This is a genomic window from Mesorhizobium sp. M1C.F.Ca.ET.210.01.1.1, from assembly GCF_004791585.1.
Lineage (GTDB): Bacteria > Pseudomonadota > Alphaproteobacteria > Rhizobiales > Rhizobiaceae > Mesorhizobium.
Map to the genome: position 1 here is coordinate 54,801 of NZ_SRUU01000007.1, position 19,620 is coordinate 74,420.

General features: G+C 63.8%; 21 protein-coding genes. 10 read left to right on the top strand and 11 right to left on the bottom strand.

Translation table 11 applies throughout. The annotated features are described in order from the left end of the window. Positions 1-159 precede the first annotated feature (159 nt). Genes msuE through EN853_RS09985 form a run of 5 tightly spaced genes read left to right on the top strand, consistent with a single transcriptional unit; the run spans position 160 to position 4,817 of the window. Entirely contained in the window at positions 160-717 is a 558-nt protein-coding gene (msuE, locus tag EN853_RS09965) for an FMN reductase (protein ID WP_127858409.1), read from the top strand. 36 nt (positions 718-753) lie between these two features. Further along, on the top strand, positions 754-2,118 hold the full coding sequence (locus EN853_RS09970) for an LLM class flavin-dependent oxidoreductase (RefSeq protein WP_127858410.1): 1,365 nt from the start codon (positions 754-756) through the stop codon (positions 2,116-2,118). Positions 2,119-2,143: 25 nt separating this feature from the next. After that, entirely contained in the window at positions 2,144-2,992 is an 849-nt protein-coding gene (locus EN853_RS09975) for an ABC transporter permease (RefSeq protein ID WP_127858411.1), read from the top strand. 47 nt (positions 2,993-3,039) lie between these two features. After that, positions 3,040-4,038 carry an ABC transporter substrate-binding protein gene (locus EN853_RS09980; protein ID WP_127858412.1) on the top strand — a complete coding sequence of 333 codons (999 nt, stop codon included), beginning with the start codon at positions 3,040-3,042 and terminating at the stop codon, positions 4,036-4,038. A gap of 17 nt (positions 4,039-4,055) precedes the next feature. Continuing rightward, entirely contained in the window at positions 4,056-4,817 is a 762-nt protein-coding gene (locus tag EN853_RS09985; RefSeq protein WP_127858413.1) for an ABC transporter ATP-binding protein, read from the top strand. 155 nt (positions 4,818-4,972) lie between these two features. On the opposite strand, the gene EN853_RS09990 is transcribed toward EN853_RS09985, so the two are convergent. Next, positions 4,973-5,416: a MarR family transcriptional regulator gene (locus EN853_RS09990; RefSeq protein ID WP_127858414.1), complete on the bottom strand. Its 444-nt coding sequence runs from the start codon at positions 5,414-5,416 to the stop codon at positions 4,973-4,975. A 146-nt stretch (positions 5,417-5,562) separates the two neighbouring features. Here EN853_RS09990 and EN853_RS09995 point away from each other — a divergent pair, with 146 nt between their 5' ends. Further along, positions 5,563-6,426, top strand: a complete 864-nt coding sequence (locus tag EN853_RS09995) for an alpha/beta hydrolase (RefSeq protein ID WP_127858415.1) — start codon at positions 5,563-5,565, stop codon at positions 6,424-6,426. Positions 6,427-6,499: 73 nt separating this feature from the next. Here EN853_RS09995 and EN853_RS10000 read toward each other — a convergent pair whose 3' ends face one another. Continuing rightward, positions 6,500-7,414, bottom strand: coding sequence for an alpha/beta hydrolase (locus EN853_RS10000; RefSeq protein WP_127858584.1), 915 nt, complete (start codon positions 7,412-7,414; stop codon positions 6,500-6,502). 151 nt (positions 7,415-7,565) lie between these two features. Further along, positions 7,566-8,810: an MFS transporter gene (locus EN853_RS10005; protein WP_167524412.1), complete on the bottom strand. Its 1,245-nt coding sequence runs from the start codon at positions 8,808-8,810 to the stop codon at positions 7,566-7,568. 131 nt (positions 8,811-8,941) lie between these two features. Here EN853_RS10005 and EN853_RS10010 point away from each other — a divergent pair, with 131 nt between their 5' ends. Beyond that, the gene (locus EN853_RS10010; protein ID WP_127858416.1) at positions 8,942-9,817 is read left to right on the top strand and encodes a helix-turn-helix transcriptional regulator; all 876 of its coding nucleotides are present in this window, start codon (positions 8,942-8,944) and stop codon (positions 9,815-9,817) included. Between the two features lie 125 nt (positions 9,818-9,942). Here the strand turns inward: EN853_RS10010 and EN853_RS10015 are convergent, their stop codons facing one another. The 6 genes from EN853_RS10015 to lgt form a co-directional block, all read right to left on the bottom strand. Next, positions 9,943-10,878, bottom strand: a complete 936-nt coding sequence (locus EN853_RS10015; RefSeq protein WP_112098911.1) for a ribose-phosphate pyrophosphokinase — start codon at positions 10,876-10,878, stop codon at positions 9,943-9,945. A 156-nt stretch (positions 10,879-11,034) separates the two neighbouring features. Beyond that, positions 11,035-11,640: a hypothetical protein gene (locus EN853_RS10020; RefSeq protein WP_127858417.1), complete on the bottom strand. Its 606-nt coding sequence runs from the start codon at positions 11,638-11,640 to the stop codon at positions 11,035-11,037. Between the two features lie 54 nt (positions 11,641-11,694). Continuing rightward, positions 11,695-12,846, bottom strand: a complete 1,152-nt coding sequence (locus EN853_RS10025; RefSeq protein ID WP_127858418.1) for a Xaa-Pro peptidase family protein — start codon at positions 12,844-12,846, stop codon at positions 11,695-11,697. After that, on the bottom strand, positions 12,846-13,634 hold the full coding sequence (gene pgeF, locus EN853_RS10030; RefSeq protein WP_127858419.1) for a peptidoglycan editing factor PgeF: 789 nt from the start codon (positions 13,632-13,634) through the stop codon (positions 12,846-12,848). Before pgeF ends, EN853_RS10025 begins: the two co-directional genes overlap by 1 nt. Positions 13,635-13,786: 152 nt before the next feature. After that, positions 13,787-14,854, bottom strand: coding sequence for a class I SAM-dependent methyltransferase (locus tag EN853_RS10035; RefSeq protein ID WP_127858420.1), 1,068 nt, complete (start codon positions 14,852-14,854; stop codon positions 13,787-13,789). After that, a complete protein-coding gene (lgt, locus tag EN853_RS10040; protein WP_127858421.1) occupies positions 14,851-15,705 on the bottom strand; it encodes a prolipoprotein diacylglyceryl transferase in 855 nt (284 codons plus the stop codon). Before lgt ends, EN853_RS10035 begins: the two co-directional genes overlap by 4 nt. A gap of 131 nt (positions 15,706-15,836) precedes the next feature. Between lgt and EN853_RS10045 the strand changes: the two genes are divergently transcribed. The 3 genes from EN853_RS10045 (at position 15,837) to EN853_RS10055 (ending at position 17,333) form a co-directional block, all read left to right on the top strand. After that, positions 15,837-16,139: an accessory factor UbiK family protein gene (locus tag EN853_RS10045; RefSeq protein WP_127858422.1), complete on the top strand. Its 303-nt coding sequence runs from the start codon at positions 15,837-15,839 to the stop codon at positions 16,137-16,139. A 315-nt stretch (positions 16,140-16,454) separates the two neighbouring features. Continuing rightward, positions 16,455-16,955: a YbjN domain-containing protein gene (locus tag EN853_RS10050; RefSeq protein WP_127858423.1), complete on the top strand. Its 501-nt coding sequence runs from the start codon at positions 16,455-16,457 to the stop codon at positions 16,953-16,955. 18 nt (positions 16,956-16,973) lie between these two features. Then, complete coding sequence (locus tag EN853_RS10055; RefSeq protein ID WP_127858424.1) at positions 16,974-17,333, top strand: tRNA-binding protein; 360 nt, start codon at positions 16,974-16,976, stop codon at positions 17,331-17,333. Positions 17,334-17,337: 4 nt separating this feature from the next. Here the strand turns inward: EN853_RS10055 and EN853_RS10060 are convergent, their stop codons facing one another. Both EN853_RS10060 and EN853_RS10065 read right to left on the bottom strand, forming a co-directional pair. Continuing rightward, positions 17,338-18,210, bottom strand: a complete 873-nt coding sequence (locus EN853_RS10060; protein ID WP_245516902.1) for a hypothetical protein — start codon at positions 18,208-18,210, stop codon at positions 17,338-17,340. A 364-nt stretch (positions 18,211-18,574) separates the two neighbouring features. Beyond that, positions 18,575-19,597 carry a glycosyltransferase family 1 protein gene (locus tag EN853_RS10065; RefSeq protein ID WP_127858426.1) on the bottom strand — a complete coding sequence of 341 codons (1,023 nt, stop codon included), beginning with the start codon at positions 19,595-19,597 and terminating at the stop codon, positions 18,575-18,577. Positions 19,598-19,620 lie beyond the last annotated feature (23 nt).

Consider the following 19,620-nt stretch of genomic DNA (forward strand, 5'->3'; position numbering starts at 1 on the left):
GCGACGGGGCGCAGGCCGGAACTTCGCATCCGCTGAACCAATCGGCGGCGAAAGGACGCAAACCCAATCCCTCTGCCGGGCCCGTTTTGAAATCTTCTCGCTCATTTAATTCTATAAAATCGGTAGGCTTAATGAATAAACGCCGCGAGGAGAACCGAGATGACGAAGAAGCTGGTGGTGGGGATATCCGGCAACCTGACCCGTCCGTCGAAGACCAAGGCATTCATCAGCCACATTGCTGGCGAAGTCGCCGGCCGGATCGGCGCGACCTCGAAGGTCTTCGACATCGAGGATCTCGGTCCATCGCTTCTTCAAGCAAGACGCATCGGCGAACTCGACACGGCCGCCCGCGACATTGTTGAACAACTGCTTCGCGCCGATGTGCTGGTGGCGGGGTCGCCGACCTTCAAAGGCAGTTACACAGGCCTCTTCAAGCACTTGTTCGATCTTCTCGATCCGGCGTCGCTGCGTGGAAAGCCGGTCATTCTGGCGGCCACGGGCGGTGGCGAACGTCATTCGCTGATCGTCGAGCACCAACTGCGGCCATTGTTCGGCTTCTTCGAAGCGCTGACCATGCCGACGGTCATCTACGCCTCCGACAAGGATTTTGCCGACGGCGTCCTGGCGTCGGAAGCCATCCATGCCCGCGCCCGGCAGGCTGTCGCCGAGGTTGTCAACGTCGTTGGCGCCTCCCGCAGCGTCGGCCTCGCCGCCTGACTCCGAAGCAACCGTTTCGAACGCAAGGATCCAGCCATGACCAGCCCCAGCAAGTCCAGACAGATCAAGCTCGGCGCATTTCTGCCCGGCGGCGGCCAGCATGTCGCGGCGTGGCGCCATCCGGACTCGCCGGCCGACGGCGCGACCAATTTGGAGTTCCACAAAAAGCTGGCGCTGACTGCCGAGCGCGGCCTGTTCGACGCCTATTTCCTGGCCGACAATCTGACAGTCGGTCTCGGCGCCCGCGAAGGCGGCAACGCCAAGATCGCGGGTTTCGAACCGGTGACGCTGTTTGCGGCGCTGGCGCCGCTGACGACGCATCTCGGCTTCATCGCCACGGCTTCGACCACCTATGAGGAGCCTTACACGCTCGCCCGCAAATTCGCTTCGCTCGACCTTTTGTCGAATGGCCGGGCCGGCTGGAACGTCGTGACCTCCGCCGGCGACGACACGGCGCGCAACTTCAATCGCGACGTCCAGCCCAACCATGCCGAGCGCTACGCGCGGGCGCATGAGCATGTCGAGACCGTCAAGGCGCTGTGGGACAGCTGGGAAGACGACGCCTTCATCCGCGACAAGAAGAGCGGCCGCTTCTACGACAAGGACAAGCTGCACGATATCAACCACAAGGGCGAGCATTTCAGCGTCAAGGGCCCGCTCAACGTGCCGCGCCCGGTGCAGGGCCACCCGGTGGTGGTGCAGGCGGGCCAGTCCGAGGACGGTCGCGGGCTCGCCGCGAGCTCGGCCGAGGTGATCTTCACGGCGCACCAGAATCTGGCCTCCGCGCAGGAATTCTACCGCGACATCAAGGCGCGCGTGGCGGCGGCCGACCGCGATCCGGCACAGGTGCTGATCATGCCTGGCGTGGCGCCTTTCGTCGGCCGCACCGAAGAGGAGGCCCGCGCGAAATACCAGCAATTGAACGACCTTATCCTGCCCGAGGACGGCGTGGCGCTACTCAACGCGCTTGCCGGCCAGACGCTCGACCTCCGGGATTACCCGCTCGACGGGCCGCTGCCGGTAGCCAAGGAAACCGAAGGCATGAAGAGCCGGCAGGCGCTGATCCGCCAGATCGCCGACGCGCACAACTTTACGATCCGACAGCTCTATCAATGGGTGGCGACCGCGCGTGGTCACTACACCGTGATCGGCAGCGCCACGCAGGTGGCCGACCAGCTGGAACAATGGTTCACCAGCGAAGCCGCCGACGGCTTCAACATCCTGCCGCCATGGCTGCCCGGCGCGCTCGACGATTTCGTCGACCTGGTCATCCCTGAACTGCAGCGCCGCGGCCTGTTCCGCACCGCCTATGAAGGCAGGACGCTGCGCGAGAATCTCGGCCTCAGGAGGCCACAGAACCCATGGACGGCCGCCCGTTCGACGGTGCTCGCAGCCGAATGATCCTCCGAAAAGGAAAGGCAAGACGATGACTTTGCAGCACATCGAAAGGCCGGTTGGCATCGGCAGGCATGAGGGCGGCAATGGCTTCGGCACGGAGGCTGCGCGGCTGGCCGGCCGCACCTCGGCGCGCATCCTGTCGCGCTACGGCGTGCTTCTCGGCTTCCTGGCGCTCTGGCAGGTGGCGGCAAGCAGCGGCTGGGTCAACGCGGCGGTGCTGCCGCCGGTCGACACGATCGTCGCAGCACTCTGGAAGGGTCTCGCCGGCGGCAGCCTGCTCGGCGACATCGCCATCAGCCTGCAGCGTGCTGGTATCGCGTTCGCGGCGGCGGTGGTCGTCGCCATTCCGCTCGGCCTGGTCATGGGCCAGGTGCAGGCCGTGGAGACGGCGCTCGACCCGATCCTGCAGCTCTTCCGCCAGACCTCGGCGCTGGCGCTCTACCCGGTGTTCATCCTGCTGCTGGGACTGGGCGAGGCTTCCAAGGTGTTCGTCATCTTCTGGGCGACACTGTTTCCGCTGCTCCTCAACACCATCAGCGGCGTGAAAGAGGTCGACCCGAAGTTGCTCGAAATGGCGCGGGTCTACGGCGCCCGGCGGCTTACCATATTCCGACGCGTCGTGCTGCCTGGCGCCGTGCCCTCGATCTTTGTCGGCTTGAGACTCGGCGCCACCACCGCGCTGCTGCTGCTGATCGCCTCGGAAATGATCGGCGCCAACAAGGGCATCGGCTTCCAGGTGATGAATGCGCAGTACAACTTCCAGATCCCGCTGATGTTCGCGGCGATCGTCATCCTTGCGGCGCTCGGCCTGATCGCCAACCAGGCGCTGGTCAGCCTGCAGCGTCGGCTCTGCCGCTGGAGCAGCACCGTCGGCTAGGCAGCCAATCTTCCACTGTCACTGTTGAAACCATGAAAGGCCGGACCATGACCATCACACGCCGTTCGCTTCTCTTGCGTGCACCGCTTGCCGCCGGCATCATCGCCGCCGGTCTGCCTTCGATCGCACGCTCGCAAGCCGCCTCCGTCAAGATCCGCTACCTTGCCAGCCGAGGCGGCTTCTCCCCGCATGAGCTCGCCGCTGAGCTCGGCTATTTCGAGGGCCTCGGCATCGAGCTCGAAGATGTCGGCTATTCTGGCGGCGGCCCGGAATCGCTGTTCGCGCTTGCTTCCGGCAGTGTCGATCTGGGTTCGGCCGCCACGCCGGCCGTGATCAACTCGATTGCCGGCGGTAACGACTTCGTCGCGGCCTATCCGAGCAACGGCATCAACAGCCAAGTCAAAAGCGTCTTCTATGTGCTCGAGGACAGCCCGATCAAATCGATCGCCGACATCGCCGGCAAGACGATCTCGGTCAACACGCTTGGCGCCCATCTCGACTACACGGTGCGCGAGGCGCTGCGCAGCGTCGGCCTGCCGCCGGACGCAGCCAAGCTGGTCGTGGTGCCGGGGCCGCAGCTCGAGCAGACCTTGCGCTCGAAGCAGGTCGATGTCGCGGGGCTCGGCTACTGGCAGGCGACGTTCGCCGGGCAGTTGGTCGCCAATGGCGGCGTGCGCGGCGTCTTCAACGACACCGACGTGCTCGGCGAGATTGCCGGCGGTTTCATTGTGCTGCGGCGCGATTTCATCGCCGCCAATCCCGACACCGCCCGCAACTTCGTCGAGCAATCCGCGCGTGCCGCCGACTGGTCCCGGGAAAATCCCGACGGTGCGCGCAAGGTGCTCGCCGACGTCCTCAACAAACGCGGTGAGAATGGCGACCTGGCGCGCTACTGGACCGGTTTCGGCCTGCGCGAAAAGGCGGCGGTCACGAACCGCGACGTCGACTTCTGGGTGAGCATTCTCGAGCGTGACGGCCGCCTGCCGAAAGGCAAGCTAAAGGCCGCCGACATCCTCTACCGTCGGGGCGAAACCAAGACCAATTGAACAGGGAGGCTGGCGCCATGGCTATCGCACGCGGCGGCGAGGTCACGATACGCGACCTGTCGAAATCCTTCAGCCTCGGTGGGCGCCAGCTTGCCGTGCTGCGCTCGCTCAACCTCGACATCCGCTCCGGCGAATGCCTGGTCATCGTCGGCGCCAGCGGTTCCGGCAAGACGACGCTGCTGCGCATCCTGGCCGGGCTGGAGAGAGCCGATGGCGGCGCCGTTGCCATCGACGGGAGAAAGATCGAGGGCGTCGGCGAGGAGCGGGCGGTGATCTTCCAGGAGCCGCGGCTGCTGCCCTGGCTGACCGTGCTCGGCAATGTCGCCTTCGGCCTGGAAGTGCGCGGCGTGCCCAAGGCGGAAGCCGAGAGGCGGGCGCGCTTCTATATCGCGCTGGTTGGCCTGGCCGAATTCAGCGATGCCTATCCGAGGCAGCTTTCGGGCGGGATGGCGCAGCGCGTCGGCATTGCCAGGGCGCTGACAGTGCAGCCGGAGATCCTGCTGCTCGACGAACCGCTCGGCGCGCTCGACGCCATGACCAAAATCTCCATGCAGGAGGAACTGGCGCGCATCTGGAGCGAGGAGAACGTCACCATGGTTGTGGTCACGCATGATCTCGAAGAAGCGATCTATCTGGCCGACCGGGTGCTGATCCTGCCCAAGGAAAAGGGCGGCGCGGCACGGCTGATCGATGTCGACCTGCGGCGCCCGCGCGACCGCAGCGAAAGCCGCTTCGTGCGCTACCGCGAAGAGCTGCTGCGCGAGTTCGGCCTGCACTAAAATGTAATGATAATCAGGCGATGGCGGCCTCGAACGGCTATTTCCTGCGCTCCTACGGCCGGCACAGACCGGTACTCGCATACCCAAAGTGCGTTCCGTTCCGGTTCTCGGACCTCGCACTTCTCGGCCCGACCTGACGGGAATCTCAACGCACTTTAAGCTGCGCCCACCGTCTGGCCAGCGCTCAAAGCATCGCGCAGCGCCTGGATTTGCCGGTTCAGGGCATCGAGCTCAGTCAGCGTCATGCCCGAGCGCTCGATCAGGGTCTCGTTCAGGCAATTGCACTGCACGAGCAGCTCTCGTCCAGCGGCGGTCAGGTCGACCTGCACCTGGCGCTCGTCGGTCTTGTTGCGCAGGCGGGTGACCAGGCCAGCCTGCTCCATGCGTTTCACCAGGGGCGTGATGGTGCTCGATTCCAGGGCGAGCCGGTGCGCGATGCCGCCGACCGACATGCCGTCCGCCTCGCCCAGCGCATTGAGCACCAGATATTGCGGATAGGTGATCCCCATCGCGTCCAGCATCGGCTTGTAGGCACGATTGATTGTCATGCTGGTGGCGTAAAGCGTGAAACAGAGCTGGTTGTCCAAGGGAAGAGGCACGACGCGTTCCTTTTGCCGACGGTGCTCTGATTATGTACCACGGAAAATGTTATCGTGATACATATTTTTGTGGACAGGCGAGCTCGATAAGGTTACGCATATCGTTATCGCGATATTGCTTATCGCGAAAATAATAGGAGATGGAGATGACTGAAGCTTCGCAGACCAAGGCCGGCTCCGGCGGCGGCACGATCACCACCAAGGACGGAACGCAGATTTACTACAAGGACTGGGGGACCGGTCAGCCGATCGTCTTCCATCACGGCTGGCCGCTGAGCAGCGACGACTGGGACGCCCAGATGCTGTTCTTCCTCTCCAAGGGCTACCGCGTCATCGCCCATGACCGCCGCGGCCACGGACGTTCCAGCCAGACGGACACCGGCAACGAGATGGACACCTATGCCGCCGATGTGGCGGCGCTTGCTTCGCATCTGGACCTCAAGGACGCCATCCACGTCGGCCATTCGACTGGCGGTGGCGAGGTGGCGCGCTATGTCGCGCAATACGGCTCAGGCGGCCGCGTCGCCAAGGCCGTGCTGATCGGGGCGGTGCCGCCGATCATGCTCAAGACCGATGCCAATCCCGGCGGCCTGCCGATCGAAGTGTTCGACGGCTTCCGTTCGGCGCTGACGGCCAACCGCGCCCAGTTCTTCCGCGACGTTCCCGCCGGTCCGTTCTACGGCTTCAACCGTCCGGGCGCGACGGTGTCGGAGGGCGTGATCGACAATTGGTGGCGCCAGGGCATGATGGGCGGCGCAAAGGCGCACTACGACTGCATAAAGGCCTTCTCGGAAACCGACTTCACCGAGGACCTGAAGAAGATCGACGTGCCCGTGCTGGTCATGCATGGCGACGACGACCAGATCGTTCCGATCGCGGACTCGGCGCTGCTTGCGATCAAGCTGCTCAAGAAGGGCGAACTCAAGATCTACAAGGGTTTTCCGCACGGCATGGCCACGACCCAAGCCGATGTGATCAATGCCGACCTCCTGGCCTTCTTCAAGGCCTAGAATCGTCCAGTTGAAGACAAGGCACCCGCCGTCAGGCGGGTGCACTTTCATCGACATGTCCGCGGGACAGTGCCTATCTGGCGAGAAAACCAGTGATCAGCTTGACGGTGGCGTCGGGGTTTTCCTCCATGATCCAATGACCGGAGTTGGGCACGATGCCGCCTGTGACATCGGTCGCAACAAGCCGCAAGATATCGGCCTGCGTGGTGCCGGCGGATTTTTCCCCACCAACAGCCAGTACAGGCATGGTCAGTTTGCCGCCAGTGGCGAGCATCGCCTGGTCGTCGATCGCGTCCTGGTCAAAGGCCTTGAACTGCTCGAAAGCGTCATGCATCGCATGCGGGCGGGCATAGAGTTTGGCATAGTGCTTGCGCGTGGCCTCATCGATCTTCTTCGGGTCGGCCGACAGTTCGTTGTAGAAGCGGTCGAGATAGATGCGCTCGCGCCCCGCGACCAGCCGTTCCATATCCGGGCCACGGAAGTTGAAGTGCCAAAGCAGCGGGCTTTGCTTGATCTTTTCCCAGTCGCCGATTCCGGGCAGCGGCGCATCGATGATGATCCATTTGGTGATGCGCTTGGGATATTGCGCAGCAAGCGCATAGCCGACCATGTTGCCGATGTCGTGCGTGACCAGATCTGCCTTGTCGATCTTCAGGGCATCCAACACGCCGGCGATGTCGACGGCCTGGTTCTTCTTGGTGTAGCCCGCTTCGGGGTGGGCGGACAGACCCATGCCGCGCAGGTCCGGCACGATGACGGTATGGTCCTTTGCGAGCGCCGCCGCCGCCGCGCCCCACATGTCTCCGGTATCGGCAAAGCCATGCAGCAGCACGACCGCGGGACCTTTGCCGCCGACGCGCACGTAGAGGCTCGTGCCGTTGGTTTCGACGGACTGCGTCTTGAAACCCGGCGGAAAAGGAACGATGCGTGCCATAGCCGGCAAGGTAACAAGAAGCATGCCCAACCAGGCCAACACGATCTTGCGCATATCATTCTCCAGAGACATTGAGTTATCTGCGGCAGCGTCGCCCGCGCACGCGTTTCGAACACTAACAGGCTTTTCACCTTGCGTATGGGGAAGAATCGAAAAGGGCGTGGCAGCTGCCACGCCCTTTTTCGAGTCCTGAAGATCGACGGTTTTAACTGGCCGCCGCGTGCGCCTTCCGCGCTTCCTTCATGTTGGGCAGGAACACTGTCAGCAGGCCGAGGAAAGGCAGGTACGAGCAGATCTGGTAGACGAAGTCGATGCCCTTCATGTCGGCGATGACGCCGAGCACCGCGGCGGCTATGCCGCCCATGCCGAAGGCGAAGCCGAAGAAGATGCCGGCAATCATGCCGACGCGGCCGGGGACCAGTTCCTGCGCGAAGACGACGATGTTGGAGAAGGCCGACGACAGGATCAGGCCGATCAGCACGGTGAGCACCATCGTCCATTCGAGGTTGGCGTAGGGGAGCGCCAGCGTGAAGGGCAGCACGCCGACGATCGAGAACCAGATCATCGCCTTCTGTCCGTAGCGGTCGCCGAATGGGCCGCCGAGCAGAATGCCCAGCGCCGAGGCGCCGAGGAACAGAAACAGCATCACCTGTGACATCTGCACCGAAACGCCAAACTTATGGATGGCGTAGAAGGTGTAGTAGCTGGAAAGCGAGGCGATATAGGCGTTCTTGGTCAGCACCAGCAGCGTCAGCACCGCCAATGCCCACATGACCTTGCTGCGCGGAAAGGGCGAGACATGGGCCACCTGCTTGCGGGTGGCCATCGAGGCGCGCAGCCGGCTGTACCAGCCGCTGACCTGCCACAGCACGACGATGCCGATCAGCGAGCCGATGGCGAACCAGGAAATGCTGGTCTGGCCGAAAGGCACGACGATGAAGGCGGCGAGCAGCGGCCCCATCGCCTGGCCGAAATTGCCACCGACCTGGAAGAGCGACTGCGCCAGGCCGAAGCGGCCGCCGGAAGCGAAGCGCGCGATGCGCGAGGATTCCGGATGGAAGATCGCCGAGCCGATGCCGATCAGCGAGGCGCCGATCAGGAGCAGCCAGTAGTGGCCGGCATGGGCAAGCACCACCAGCCCGACCAGCGACGAGGCCATTCCCCACGGCAAGGAATAGGGCATCGGCCGTTTGTCGGTGACCATGCCGATCACCGGCTGCAGCAGCGAGGCCGTCACCTGGAAGGTGAAGGTTAGAAGGCCGATCTGCCAGAAATCGAGACCGTAATTGTCCTTGAGCAGCGGATAAATAGCCGAAAGCAGCGACTGCATGATGTCGTTGACGCAGTGGCAGAAGCTCACCGCAAGAATGACGGTGAAGGCCGTCGCTTGCGCCGAGGGGTGGCTGGCCGGCGCTGGGGTAGCGACGGCGGTGGCGGTCGTATCGGTCAAGGCAATGATGCTCCGTGGTCTTTTTGGCGGCGAACCGCAGGCAGTCTTATCGGACGCTTGCCTTATAATCGGCTTGAATGGCGACTTCTTTCGTGGTTTGGTCCAATAGTTTCGCAAGTGGGCCACATCCGATGCCGCATGGCCGGGAAATCTTCAGGGGCGACGCCGCCGAGCTCGGCCGGCTGCACGAAAGCCGTTGGCAATGGCTGGAGGAGGCGGTTGGGCCGGCGGTCGCGCTGCCGACCGAATATCCCGACGGCTACCACGTGCCCCAGCACCGCCACAGCCGCAGCCAGTTGCTGCATGCGCTGGTCGGCGTGGTGCTGGTGACGACAAAGCACGGACGCTGGATGGTGCCGCCGGACCATGCGATGTGGATACCGGCCGGCATCGAGCATTCCGTCGAGATGCTTGGCGATGTCTCGATGCGCTCCGTCTATGTCATGCCGGGCGCCATTCCCGGACTGCCGGAGGGATTGCGCGTCGTCGGCATCACCGAACTGATGCACAGCCTGATCGTGGAATCGGAAAAGCTGCCGCAGGGCGGCGAGCTCGAAGGGCGCGCCAGTCTGATCATGGGGCTTCTGCTGCACGAGATCCCGAACCTGCCGGAGCGGCCGCTCGGCCTGCCTTTCCCGTCGGACCCGAAGCTCACGGCGCTTTGCCGGCGGTTTGTCGCCGCTCCCTCGCCCCATGCGACGATCGACGAATGGGCGGACGCCGCAGGCATGAGCCGGCGCTCCTTCACCCGCGCCTTCCACCGCCAGACCGGGCTGTCATTGTCGACATGGCGCCAGCAGGCCTGCCTGTTCGCAGCGCTGCCGAGGCTCGCCGACGGCGAGCCGATAACCAGGGTGGCGCTCGATCTCGGCTATGACAGTGTGCCGGCCTTCATCACCATGTTCAAGCGGATGCTCGGGGCCTCGCCGCGCGGCTACATGCGCGGCGCGCGCGAGGGGATTAAACGGCCGGCAGGTTCGGCCCAGGCCAGCAGCGCCGCAGCTTGAAGCGCGTCGCGCGGAAATGTATTCAGGCAACGCGTCTTAAGCCTTTGTTTTGACGCATGTCGTTCTCCCAAAACCGCTGCGCACTCTCGGGTCAAGCCCGAGGGCATGCTCTTGGGCGACGTGCATTAATCGAACAGGCTCGAGACCGATTCCTCGGTCGCCGTGCGCGAGATCGCCTCGCCCATCAGGTCGGCGATCGAGATGACGCGGATGTTGGGCGCGTCGAGCACGGCCTGGCTCGGCTGGATGGAATCGGTGATCACCAGTTCCTGCAGCTTCGAGCCGGCGATGCGGGCAACGGCGCCGCCCGAGAGCACGCCATGGGTGATGTAGGCGGTGACGCTGGTCGCGCCGTTGGCAAGCAGCGCATCGGCCGCGTTGCAGAGCGTGCCGCCGGAATCGACGATGTCGTCGATCAGGAGGCAGTCCTTGCCGGCGACGGCGCCGATGATGTTCATGACTTCGGATTCGCCGGGACGCTCGCGGCGCTTGTCGACGATGGCGAGCTGCGCGTCGAAGCGCTTTGCCAGCGCACGCGCCCGCACGACGCCGCCGATGTCTGGCGACACGACGACCACATTGCCGAGCTGCTTGTACTTCGCCTTCACGTCGCGGGCCATCACCGGCACCGAGAACAGATTGTCGGTCGGAATGTCGAAGAAGCCCTGGATCTGGCCGGCGTGAAGGTCGAGCGTCAACACGCGATCGGCGCCGGCGCGCGTGATCATGTTGGCGACGAGCTTGGCCGAGATCGGCGTGCGGCCGGAGGCGCGGCGGTCCTGCCTGGCGTAGCCGAAATAGGGGATGACCGCCGTGATGCGCCTGGCCGAGGAACGCATGAAGGCGTCCATCATGATGAGCAGTTCCATCAGGTGGTCGTTGGTCGGATAGGAGGTCGACTGCAGGATGAAGACATCCTCGCCGCGCACGTTCTCCTGAATCTCGACGAAGATCTCCTGATCGGCGAAGCGCCGGACGCTGGCCTTACCCAGCGGGATGTTGAGATAGCGGGCGACCGCTTCGGCCAGCACCCTGTTGGAATTGCCCGCGAAAAGCTTCATGCACCGTTCCTGGTGAAGGATGGAGAGACTCTCATGAGCCTTTTATGCGGGCTTTTAGCGGTCCGCGCCGGTATTGCAAGCCTCGAGATCGGGAATCCTTCGACAAGGCGCAACAAAGGCCGTCGGCATCGCAAGCCGGCAACACAACAGGTCGCTCTAGCCGGCGCCACCGCTGCCGAGCCAAGCGGTGAACTGGTCGATCGTCTGATCGGCGATCGCCTGCATGGTTGCGGGCGCCACCGCCGGCCAGCCCTCGGTGCTGCCGACGGAAGGCGCCTTCTGCTGGCCGTTGATGCGATGCAGGCGGTTGCCCGATGGGTCGTAGACGTCCCAGACGTAGATGACGGTGGTGTCCTTGCCTTCGGACATCGTTGAAAAATAGCCTTTCAGCACATGCGTCGCCGTCTGGTCGGCGCTGCCGACAAGCGTCACGCCGCGCTGCCTGGCGCGTGTCTGCAGTTCCGCCGTCAGGGGCGCCGCGGCCTCCACCGAAGCGCCGACGATCGGCGCCACCTGCAGCCGGGTCTTGGCGAGGGCCGCGGCCTGAGCCGGCGTGCCGGCTGTCGAAGCCGCCGGTGCAGGGGCCGGCGAGGTCGTCGTCGGCGACGTGGTGGCCGACATGCCTTGAGTGGCCGGCGAGGATTGGGCCGAATTCGCGGGTGGGGTGACAGCCGATGGATCGAGGACGTCCTTGGCGTTGGTGCAAGCGGTAAGCGCCAGCGCCGCAAGCAATGACACGGTCGTCACCTGCGATCGTCTCATTTGCCCGAAACTCCCTGGCGGCGAACGCCCCCGCGTGAACCAACCATTATGGATTCACTGCACGATCAAGTCGAGATCATGGCGGGAGAGCGGCTTCGGCGCCGATTCCGTGGTGAGGTAGGTGCGGCCAAGCGTCATCGCGGTCTCGGTTTCGGAATCCATGATGATCATGTGCGCGAACAGCGTCATGCTGGGCGCGATCGGTTCGGGATTGCCCTGGTAGAACATCGGCATATCCATCCAGGACGGCGTGAAGCGGGCGCCGAGCGAATAGCCGCAGGCGTTCAGCCGGTGCTTTGTCAGGTTGTGCGCCTCGAGCGTGCGGGCATGCGCGTCGAAGACGTCGCCGAAAGTATTGCCCGGCGTCATCGCCTTCTCGACCGCAAGCAGCGCCGCGCGGGCGGCGTCGAACAGTTCCTGATGGCGCTTCGAGACCTTGCCGGTCAGGACCGTGCGCATCATCGCCGCGTGGTAGTGATGGAAGACGCCCGCCCATTCGAGCGTCAGCTGGTCGTTCTTGGTGAGCTTGCGACGCCCGGCCTTGTAGCGGCAGAGCAGGGCATCTGCGCCGGAGCCGATGATGAACTCGTTGGCGGGATAGTCGCCGCCGCCGGCAAAAATCGCTCCTTGCATGGCGGCCAGGATCAGCGCCTCGTCGCCGCCCTGCTTGATCAGCGGCAGCGCGGCGTCGAGCGCGTCGTCGGCGAGGCTTGCGGCCTTTTCGGCCTTTGCGATCTCGGCCGGACTCTTGAAGAGACGCAGCCGGCCGACGATGCCGGAGGCATCGGCGATCTGGCCGAAGGTCTGCAGCTGCTCGTCGACGCGGCGGCCATTGTAGGCGGTCAGGCCATGCGTGTCGTATTCGACGCCGATGCGGGCGCCGAGCAGGTCGAGGTCATTGAGCAGGTTGCGCAGGTCGATCGCGGGATTGGCGCCGTCGCGATCGGTCCACAACATGATGTTCTCGATGGTCGAGGTTTGGCGCGCCTGTCTCAAATCGGCGGAGCGGGTGAGCAGCACCATCGAGCCGTCGGCCTTCACCACCAGGCACTGGAAGAAGCAGAAGCCGAAGGTGTCGTAGCCGGTCAGCCAGTACATGCTCTCCTGCGCGAACAGCAGCACGGCGTCGAGCTTCTTCTCGGCCATCTCGATCAGCAGCCGGTCGCGCCGCGCGTCGAATTCCGAACGTTCGAAATGCAGCGCCATTAGTCTTTCTCCAGAACGATTGCAGAAACCTGGCGCCCGTAATCCGCTTCCTTGCGGTGGGTGGTGCGCCGGTAGGAGTAGAAAAGATCCTCTTCCGCGTAGGTGCAGCGGCCGAGCCCTTCAGCGGTCACGCCGGCCTTGCGCAGCCGGTCGACCGTATATCGGTTGAGGTCGAACATCGAGTGGCGAGGATTCGCCGACGACCTGAAATAGCGCTCATTGCCGGCGTCGTCCTCGACGAAGCGGGCGACGAATTCGGGCCCGACCTCGTAATTGTCGGGTCCGATGGAAGGGCCGAGCACGGCAACAATGCGGTCCCGGCGGGCGCCGAGGCCTTCCATTGCTGCAACGGTGTTTTCGAGCACGCCCGTGAAGGCGCCTTTCCAGCCGGCATGGGCAGCGCCGATGACACGGGCCTCGGCGTCGGCGAACAGGATCGGCCCGCAATCGGCCGTCGAGGCGCCGACAGCGATGCCCGGCCGATCGGTGACGACGGCGTCGGCCTTGGGTCGCGGACCAGCAAAAGGCTCCCTGGCGATGACGACATCTGGGGAATGGACCTGGTGCGCGGTGAGCAGATGATTCGCCGGCACGCCCATCCAGTCGGCGACGCGGCGACGGTTCTCGGCCACCAGCGTTTGATCGTCGCTGGAGCCCGTGCCGATGTTGAGGCCCTGGTAGATGCCGCTGGAGACGCCGCCGATACGGGTGAAGTAACCGTGACGGATGCCTTGTGCCTTCTGCAGGAGGGGCGAGCGTACTGGATCGGGTCTGGTCTGATTCAGCATGGATGGGTTGTTGTCCGCGTGGGCGATTTCGTCAAGGTGAAGTTCGGCAAGGGTGAAGTTCGGGCAGGTGGCGATGTTCGGAAGTGGCGATGTTCGGAAGTGGCGATGTTCGGGAAGTGGCCGGGGCAGCTTGCACGGGTTCCCTGCCGATGTCAGCCGGTTTTCGCCGCCGGCAGGATCTTCATTACCTTGAACAGGCGCCCCATTGCATCGGTGCCGGCGAGGCGTTCGACCGCGTCGGAAATCGCCTGCCGCTCGCCGTCGTCGGCCTTGGCGCCGAGTGCGCCGGCGCGCTCGAGCAGGCCCATGCCGAGCAGGAATTCGCCCTGCGTGGTCAGTTCGGCGTTGAGGCCATGCGCCCGGGCGGTCGCGGCCAGGGCGGAGAAGTCTACATGGGCGGTGAGATCGGCTTCGCCGGGATTGGCCAGCACATCCTCATGATCGTGCCTGCGCACAGCCTGCAATGTGTCGCCGATGCCCGGCTCAAGATGGCCGTAGTCGATGAACAGGCCGGCGCCGCCCTGGCCGGCGATGCGCCCCGCAATCGCCGACATCAGCGCCGCGCGGGCCGGCGCCACCTCGACGATGGCGCCTTGCGGCGCATCCGCCGCGCCAGCCGGCAGCAGTGCAGAATCGACAGAGCCCGCACCGGCGAAAAAATGAAGATTGTCGGCATCGTCGAGGCCGACCATGCGCTCGCGCCAACCTTCTCCGACACGGACGAACTGGCGAATCGGCACCGCGTCGAACAACTCGTTGCCGACGATGAACAGCGGCTGTCGCGGCAGCGTGTCGATGGTCTGGTGCCAGGTCAGGGCAGCGCTCCGGTCGGCAAGCGTTTCCTTCTGGATTTCGGCCAGCCGGGGGCTGGTCTCGATCATGGCGACGGACGTGCCGGCGGCAAGCACCGGATCGAGGCGCGACCATGTGCGCAGCATGTCCTTCATCAGCGTGCCGCGGCCGGGGCCGATTTCGGCGAAGGTGGCGGGGTGCGGGCGCCCGGCGCCCTGCCAGGCCTGGTAAAGCCAGACGGCGACAAGCTCGCCGAACATCTGGCTGATCTCCGGCGCGGTGACGAAGTCGCCGGCTGCGCCGAAGGGCTCACGCGTCGTGTAGTAGCCGTCCTTGGGATCGAACAGGCAGAGCGCCATGTACTCGCTGACCGGGATCGGTCCCACCGCGCCGATCAGGTCGACGATGCGGTCGCTCAGCCGAGTCATGCCGGCAGCGTTTGCGTCATCGGCTTTGCCGTCGCCATGGCCCAAATGCCGGCGAGCACCATCGGCGTGGACAGGATCATGCCCATGGTCAGCCAGTTGGTGCCGAGCAGATAGCCGAGCTGCTGGTCCGGCTCGCGGAAGAATTCGACGAAGATGCGCGACAGGCCATAGCCGCAGATGAAGGCGCCGCCGACGAAGCGCGGTGTCCTCAGCTTCAGCCGCGAATGGGTGAGGAAGCGCAGCACGAGAAACAGCACGAGGCCTTCAAGGAGCGCCTCGTAGAGCTGGCTCGGATGGCGGGTATACGGCCCGCCATTGGGAAATTCGATCGCCCAGGGTACGTCCGAAGGCCGGCCCCAGAGCTCCGAATTGATGAAATTGGCCACGCGCACCAGCCCGAGGCCGACCGGCACGCCGGCGGAGACGACGTCGAACAGCGTCCAGGTGTGGATGCCGCGCTTGATCGAGAACAGCGTCATGGCGAGGATGACACCGAGCAGCCCGCCGTGGAACGACATGCCGCCCTGCCAGACGGCAAAAATGTCGAGCGGATGTGCGATGTAGCGCGGCAGGTCGTAAAACAACACGAAACCAGTGCGTCCGCCGAGCACCACGCCGATTGCCGCCCAGACGATGAAATCGTCGAGGTCTTCCGGCTTCATCGGCAGCTTGCCGTCCGGCCAAAGGCGGGGGTTGGTGACCAGCCGCTTGGCGTACCACCAGGCAAAGAGGATGCCGACGATGTAGCCGACGCCATACCAATGCACCGCCAGCGGTCCGATATGGACGATGACCGGATCTATGTTGGGGAAGGGCAGGGAGGCCAGCGGCAGCAGGAAATATTCGCTCAAACTGGGTCTCCCGGTTGCGGCGTCTGTCGGGCGCGGACCATGCGGCAGGGTTTTGGCGGGGTCAAGGCAAGGCTTCGCTTGCAATCCGTGTCGCTCGCCACTACGTCAAATCCAGCACGCGAGGATCTGCCATGTCGAACGGACCGAACCGCATTCTCGATGAGTTCGCAAAGCTGATGACCGATGCCGCGGGTGCCGCCCAGGGCGTTCGGCGCGAGGTCGAGACGGCTTTTCGGGGGCAAGCCGAGCGCATCCTCAACTCCATGGATGTGGTGCAGCGCGAGGAGTTCGAGGCGGCGCGCGAGATGGCCGTCAAGGCCAGGGAAGACAACATCCAGCTTGCGGCGCGTATCGAAGCGCTCGAGGCAAAGCTCGCCGAATTGACCGGGCAGGCCGCACCGGCGGCTGCGGCGAAGCCCAGATCAAAAAAATAATCCCTAAACTTTTCCACAAAGCGCGATCCGAAAAATCGCTTTGCCGTGAATCGCTTACCGGCATTGCATGAATCTTTTTGACAGCGCCTTTCCACATGCGAATGACGCAGTGCGAAAAATTGGGCTGTTCACGCGACTCCCGATCAATAGACTGAATTTGTTGCATGATTCGGAGCAGGGATCATGCGCCGGGCGGTTGGGTCCGGTTGGGGTCTTTGCGTTTGGAAAGCCCTGGCCGTCCGAGTTCTAGACAAGATTGTTCGTCGTGTGTGCCCCGCGGAGCGTGTGGCGCTCCCCTGAACACAGGAAGCATTCATGGAACTCCTCGAACTCGAATTCTCCCGCGAAATCCACCCGGTGGATGTCATCGAGCAGGTGGCGCACAACAATGACTGGTCCTTCGAGCGCGCCGGCGACGACGAGATTTCCATCTCGGTGGCCGGCAGTTGGACCGACTATCACGTCTCCTTTTCCTGGATGGAGGATTTCGAGGCGCTGCATCTGGCCTGCGCTTTCGACATCAAGGTGTCGGAGACGCGCGCGCTCGAAGTGATGCGGCTGTTGTCGCTCATCAACGAGCAGATGCTGTTCGGCCATTTCGATCTGTGGGAGCAGGAAGGCGCGATCATGTTCCGGCAGTCGCTGCTGCTTGCCGGCGGCGTGGAGCCGTCGAGCCAGCAGGTCGAGGTGCTGTTGTCCTCGGCGCTCGAAGCCTGCGAATGCTATTTCCAGGCCTTCCAGTTCGTGGTCTGGTCGGGTACATCGGCCAAGGACGCGCTGTCCAGCGTGCTCTTTGAGACCCACGGGAACGCCTGAACCAGGCAGACACCAGCGATGAGTTCCAGCAGCGAGCGCAAGCCCGAGATCGGTTTCGCCGATTTCGACCGTGTCGACATCCGCGCCGGCACGATCGTCGAGGCCGAGCCTTTCCCGGAGGCGCGCAAGCCGGCAATCAAGCTCAAGATCGATTTCGGCCCGGCCATCGGAGTGAAGAAGTCATCGGCGCAGATCACCAAATACTACGCGCCGGAGGCACTGATCGGCCGTCAGGTGTTCGCCGTGGTCAACTTCCCGCCGCGCCAGATCGGCCCGTTCATGTCGGAAGTGCTGACGCTTGGCTTTCCGGACGAGGAGGGCGCCGTTGTGCTCGGCGCCATCGAACGCAAGGTGCCGGACGGCGGACGACTGTTCTAAAAAATTACCGAGCAGACTGCGAAGCGAAAGCTGGGGGCCGAAACGCGCCGAGAATGGTTCCGACCGTTGCGGCTGACAGTACGAGATGGAGGCCGTCGAACGGCGAGGCCAGTCCGAAATGCATCAGCATACGGGTCAAGAAGGAAGGCGACGCGCCATTCGCGGGAATCAGGATCAAGCCTACGGACAGGCCAAGCCCATATTTGAGTATGGCAACTATTGCGAAAACGATGAACATTATGGCGACGAAACGCAGACGATTGCCGTCGAGCGCACGCCAGCACCCGACTGGATCAAACGATTCCGTCCAGAGAAAATCGCCGACAAAGAGATATGCCCAGGCAAGTATGAAACCGCCCACAAGCATGTTGAACATTCCCCTCGCCATCGCCCAGGACGCGACGTCCTCGGGGCTGAGCGGCAGGTCATGTGTGGCCAGCAGGCCGGCAACAAACAGTCTGTGCTCGCCGGCGACCGCAAAGCCGCAAAAAAGCTGGACGGCCGCGAGAAGCAACGCAGCCAGAAGAATCCGTTGGCCGAGCTCAAAGCGCACACCCGGGATAGCGAAGCGTTTGACACGTTCAATGCCGCGCCGAACAACGATATGGCCGCGCTCGGGCGCGTTTGCCATGCGATCCAGGACGAATGCAAAGACCATCGCCGAGAACGGCGCGGCAACAATCGCGGAAAGCCAAGTCCTGTGGGCGAAGCCTTGCGATAGGAGCCAGGTAGGCACCTTCTCCGGATCGGCAAAAAGAATAAGGACAAGCACCGCCAGACAGAGCGTCGTCAGAAACCAGGGAAACCAGGCGGCCACGAAGAGCGGCCAGGCATTTGCGCGACAATAGCCAAACACTCTTGCGACCGTCTTGCCCATGCGCAAGACGCGGCGCTTCCGCGATACGGCAGGCAACTCGTCCAGCGTTGAAATCGGCGTCAACCCCGCAGCGAACTACACACGCAGAATAATGCACTGTAAGGCCCTGTTGCACAAGCTCTCGCAAGAAGCACGTTCGGAGGGACTAAAGCTCGCCGGCGAACGATCTCTCAACGCATCTCAAAAATCTCACGCGAAAGACTTGTCCAATGGAACTGGCAAGTTGTCGAAGCTCCGGATTTCCTGAGGGAATGAACGAGTGGGCGGCATTGAAGCGGCCAACAACTGCCGCCAGAGCGCGGTCGATTGATTTAGCCTTCGTCATCCACGCGGAGCGGACGCGCAGAGCCGTGGATGAGGGGTGTTAGGCCGCCAGCTTGCGCGGCATCCCCAGCGCTTCCTCGACCACGTCGAGAAACATTTCGGCGCAGGCCTTCCAGCTGTAGCGCATGGCGCGCTGGCGCGCTTCCGCGCGGTCGACGTGAAGCGCCTTGAGCGCGGCCTCGCGCAGATCCTCGGACACGGCCCCGCCAACGCTGTCGCCGACAATATCGATGGGTCCCGTCACCGGGTAGGCGGCTACCGGCGTGCCGCTGGCCAAAGCCTCGATGATGACATTGCCGAAGGTGTCGGTGCGGCTCGGGAAGACGAAGACGTCGGCAGATGCGTATATCTCGGCCAATTCGTCGTTCGGGCGATGGCCGAGGAAATGCGCGTTGGGATAGCGGGCCTTGAGCTTCGCCAGTTCCGGCCCCTCGCCGACGACCACCTTGCTGCCCGGCAAATCGAGGTCGAGGAAGGCGGACAGGTTCTTTTCGATCGCGACGCGGCCGACGCAGAGGAAGACGGGGCGGGGGAAGCTGGTTTCCTTGCGCTTGTCCGGCCGGAAGTGATCGGTGTCGACGCCGCGCGTCCAGGGCCTCAGCTTGCTGAAGCCGCGCGCGGCGAGATCATCCGCCAGCGACTGGGTGGCGACAAGCGTGCCCTGTCCGGAATTGTGGAAGTCGCGCAGCCAGTTGTAGGCCCAGCTTTCCGGCACCGGTAGGCGGGCGCTGAGATATTCGGGAAAGCGGGTGTGGTAGCTGGTGGTGAAGGGACGGCCGGCCTTGCGGCAATAGCGGCGCGCCATGATACCGAGCGGCCCTTCTGTGACGATGTGGATATGGTCCGCCTTGCGCGCATCGATCAGGCGCGCGACATGGCCGGGCGTCGTCAGCGCCAGCCGGATGTCCGGATAGGTCGGTAGCGGCAACGTGCGGAAGATGTTCGGCGTCAGGAAATCGGCCTGGACGTCGAAGGATTTCAGCGTTTCGGTAAGCCGCTCCAGCGTATGGACCACGCCGTTGACCTGCGGCCGCCATGCATCGGTGATCATCAGGATGCGCATGACGACCCTTGGGAGAGACTCTT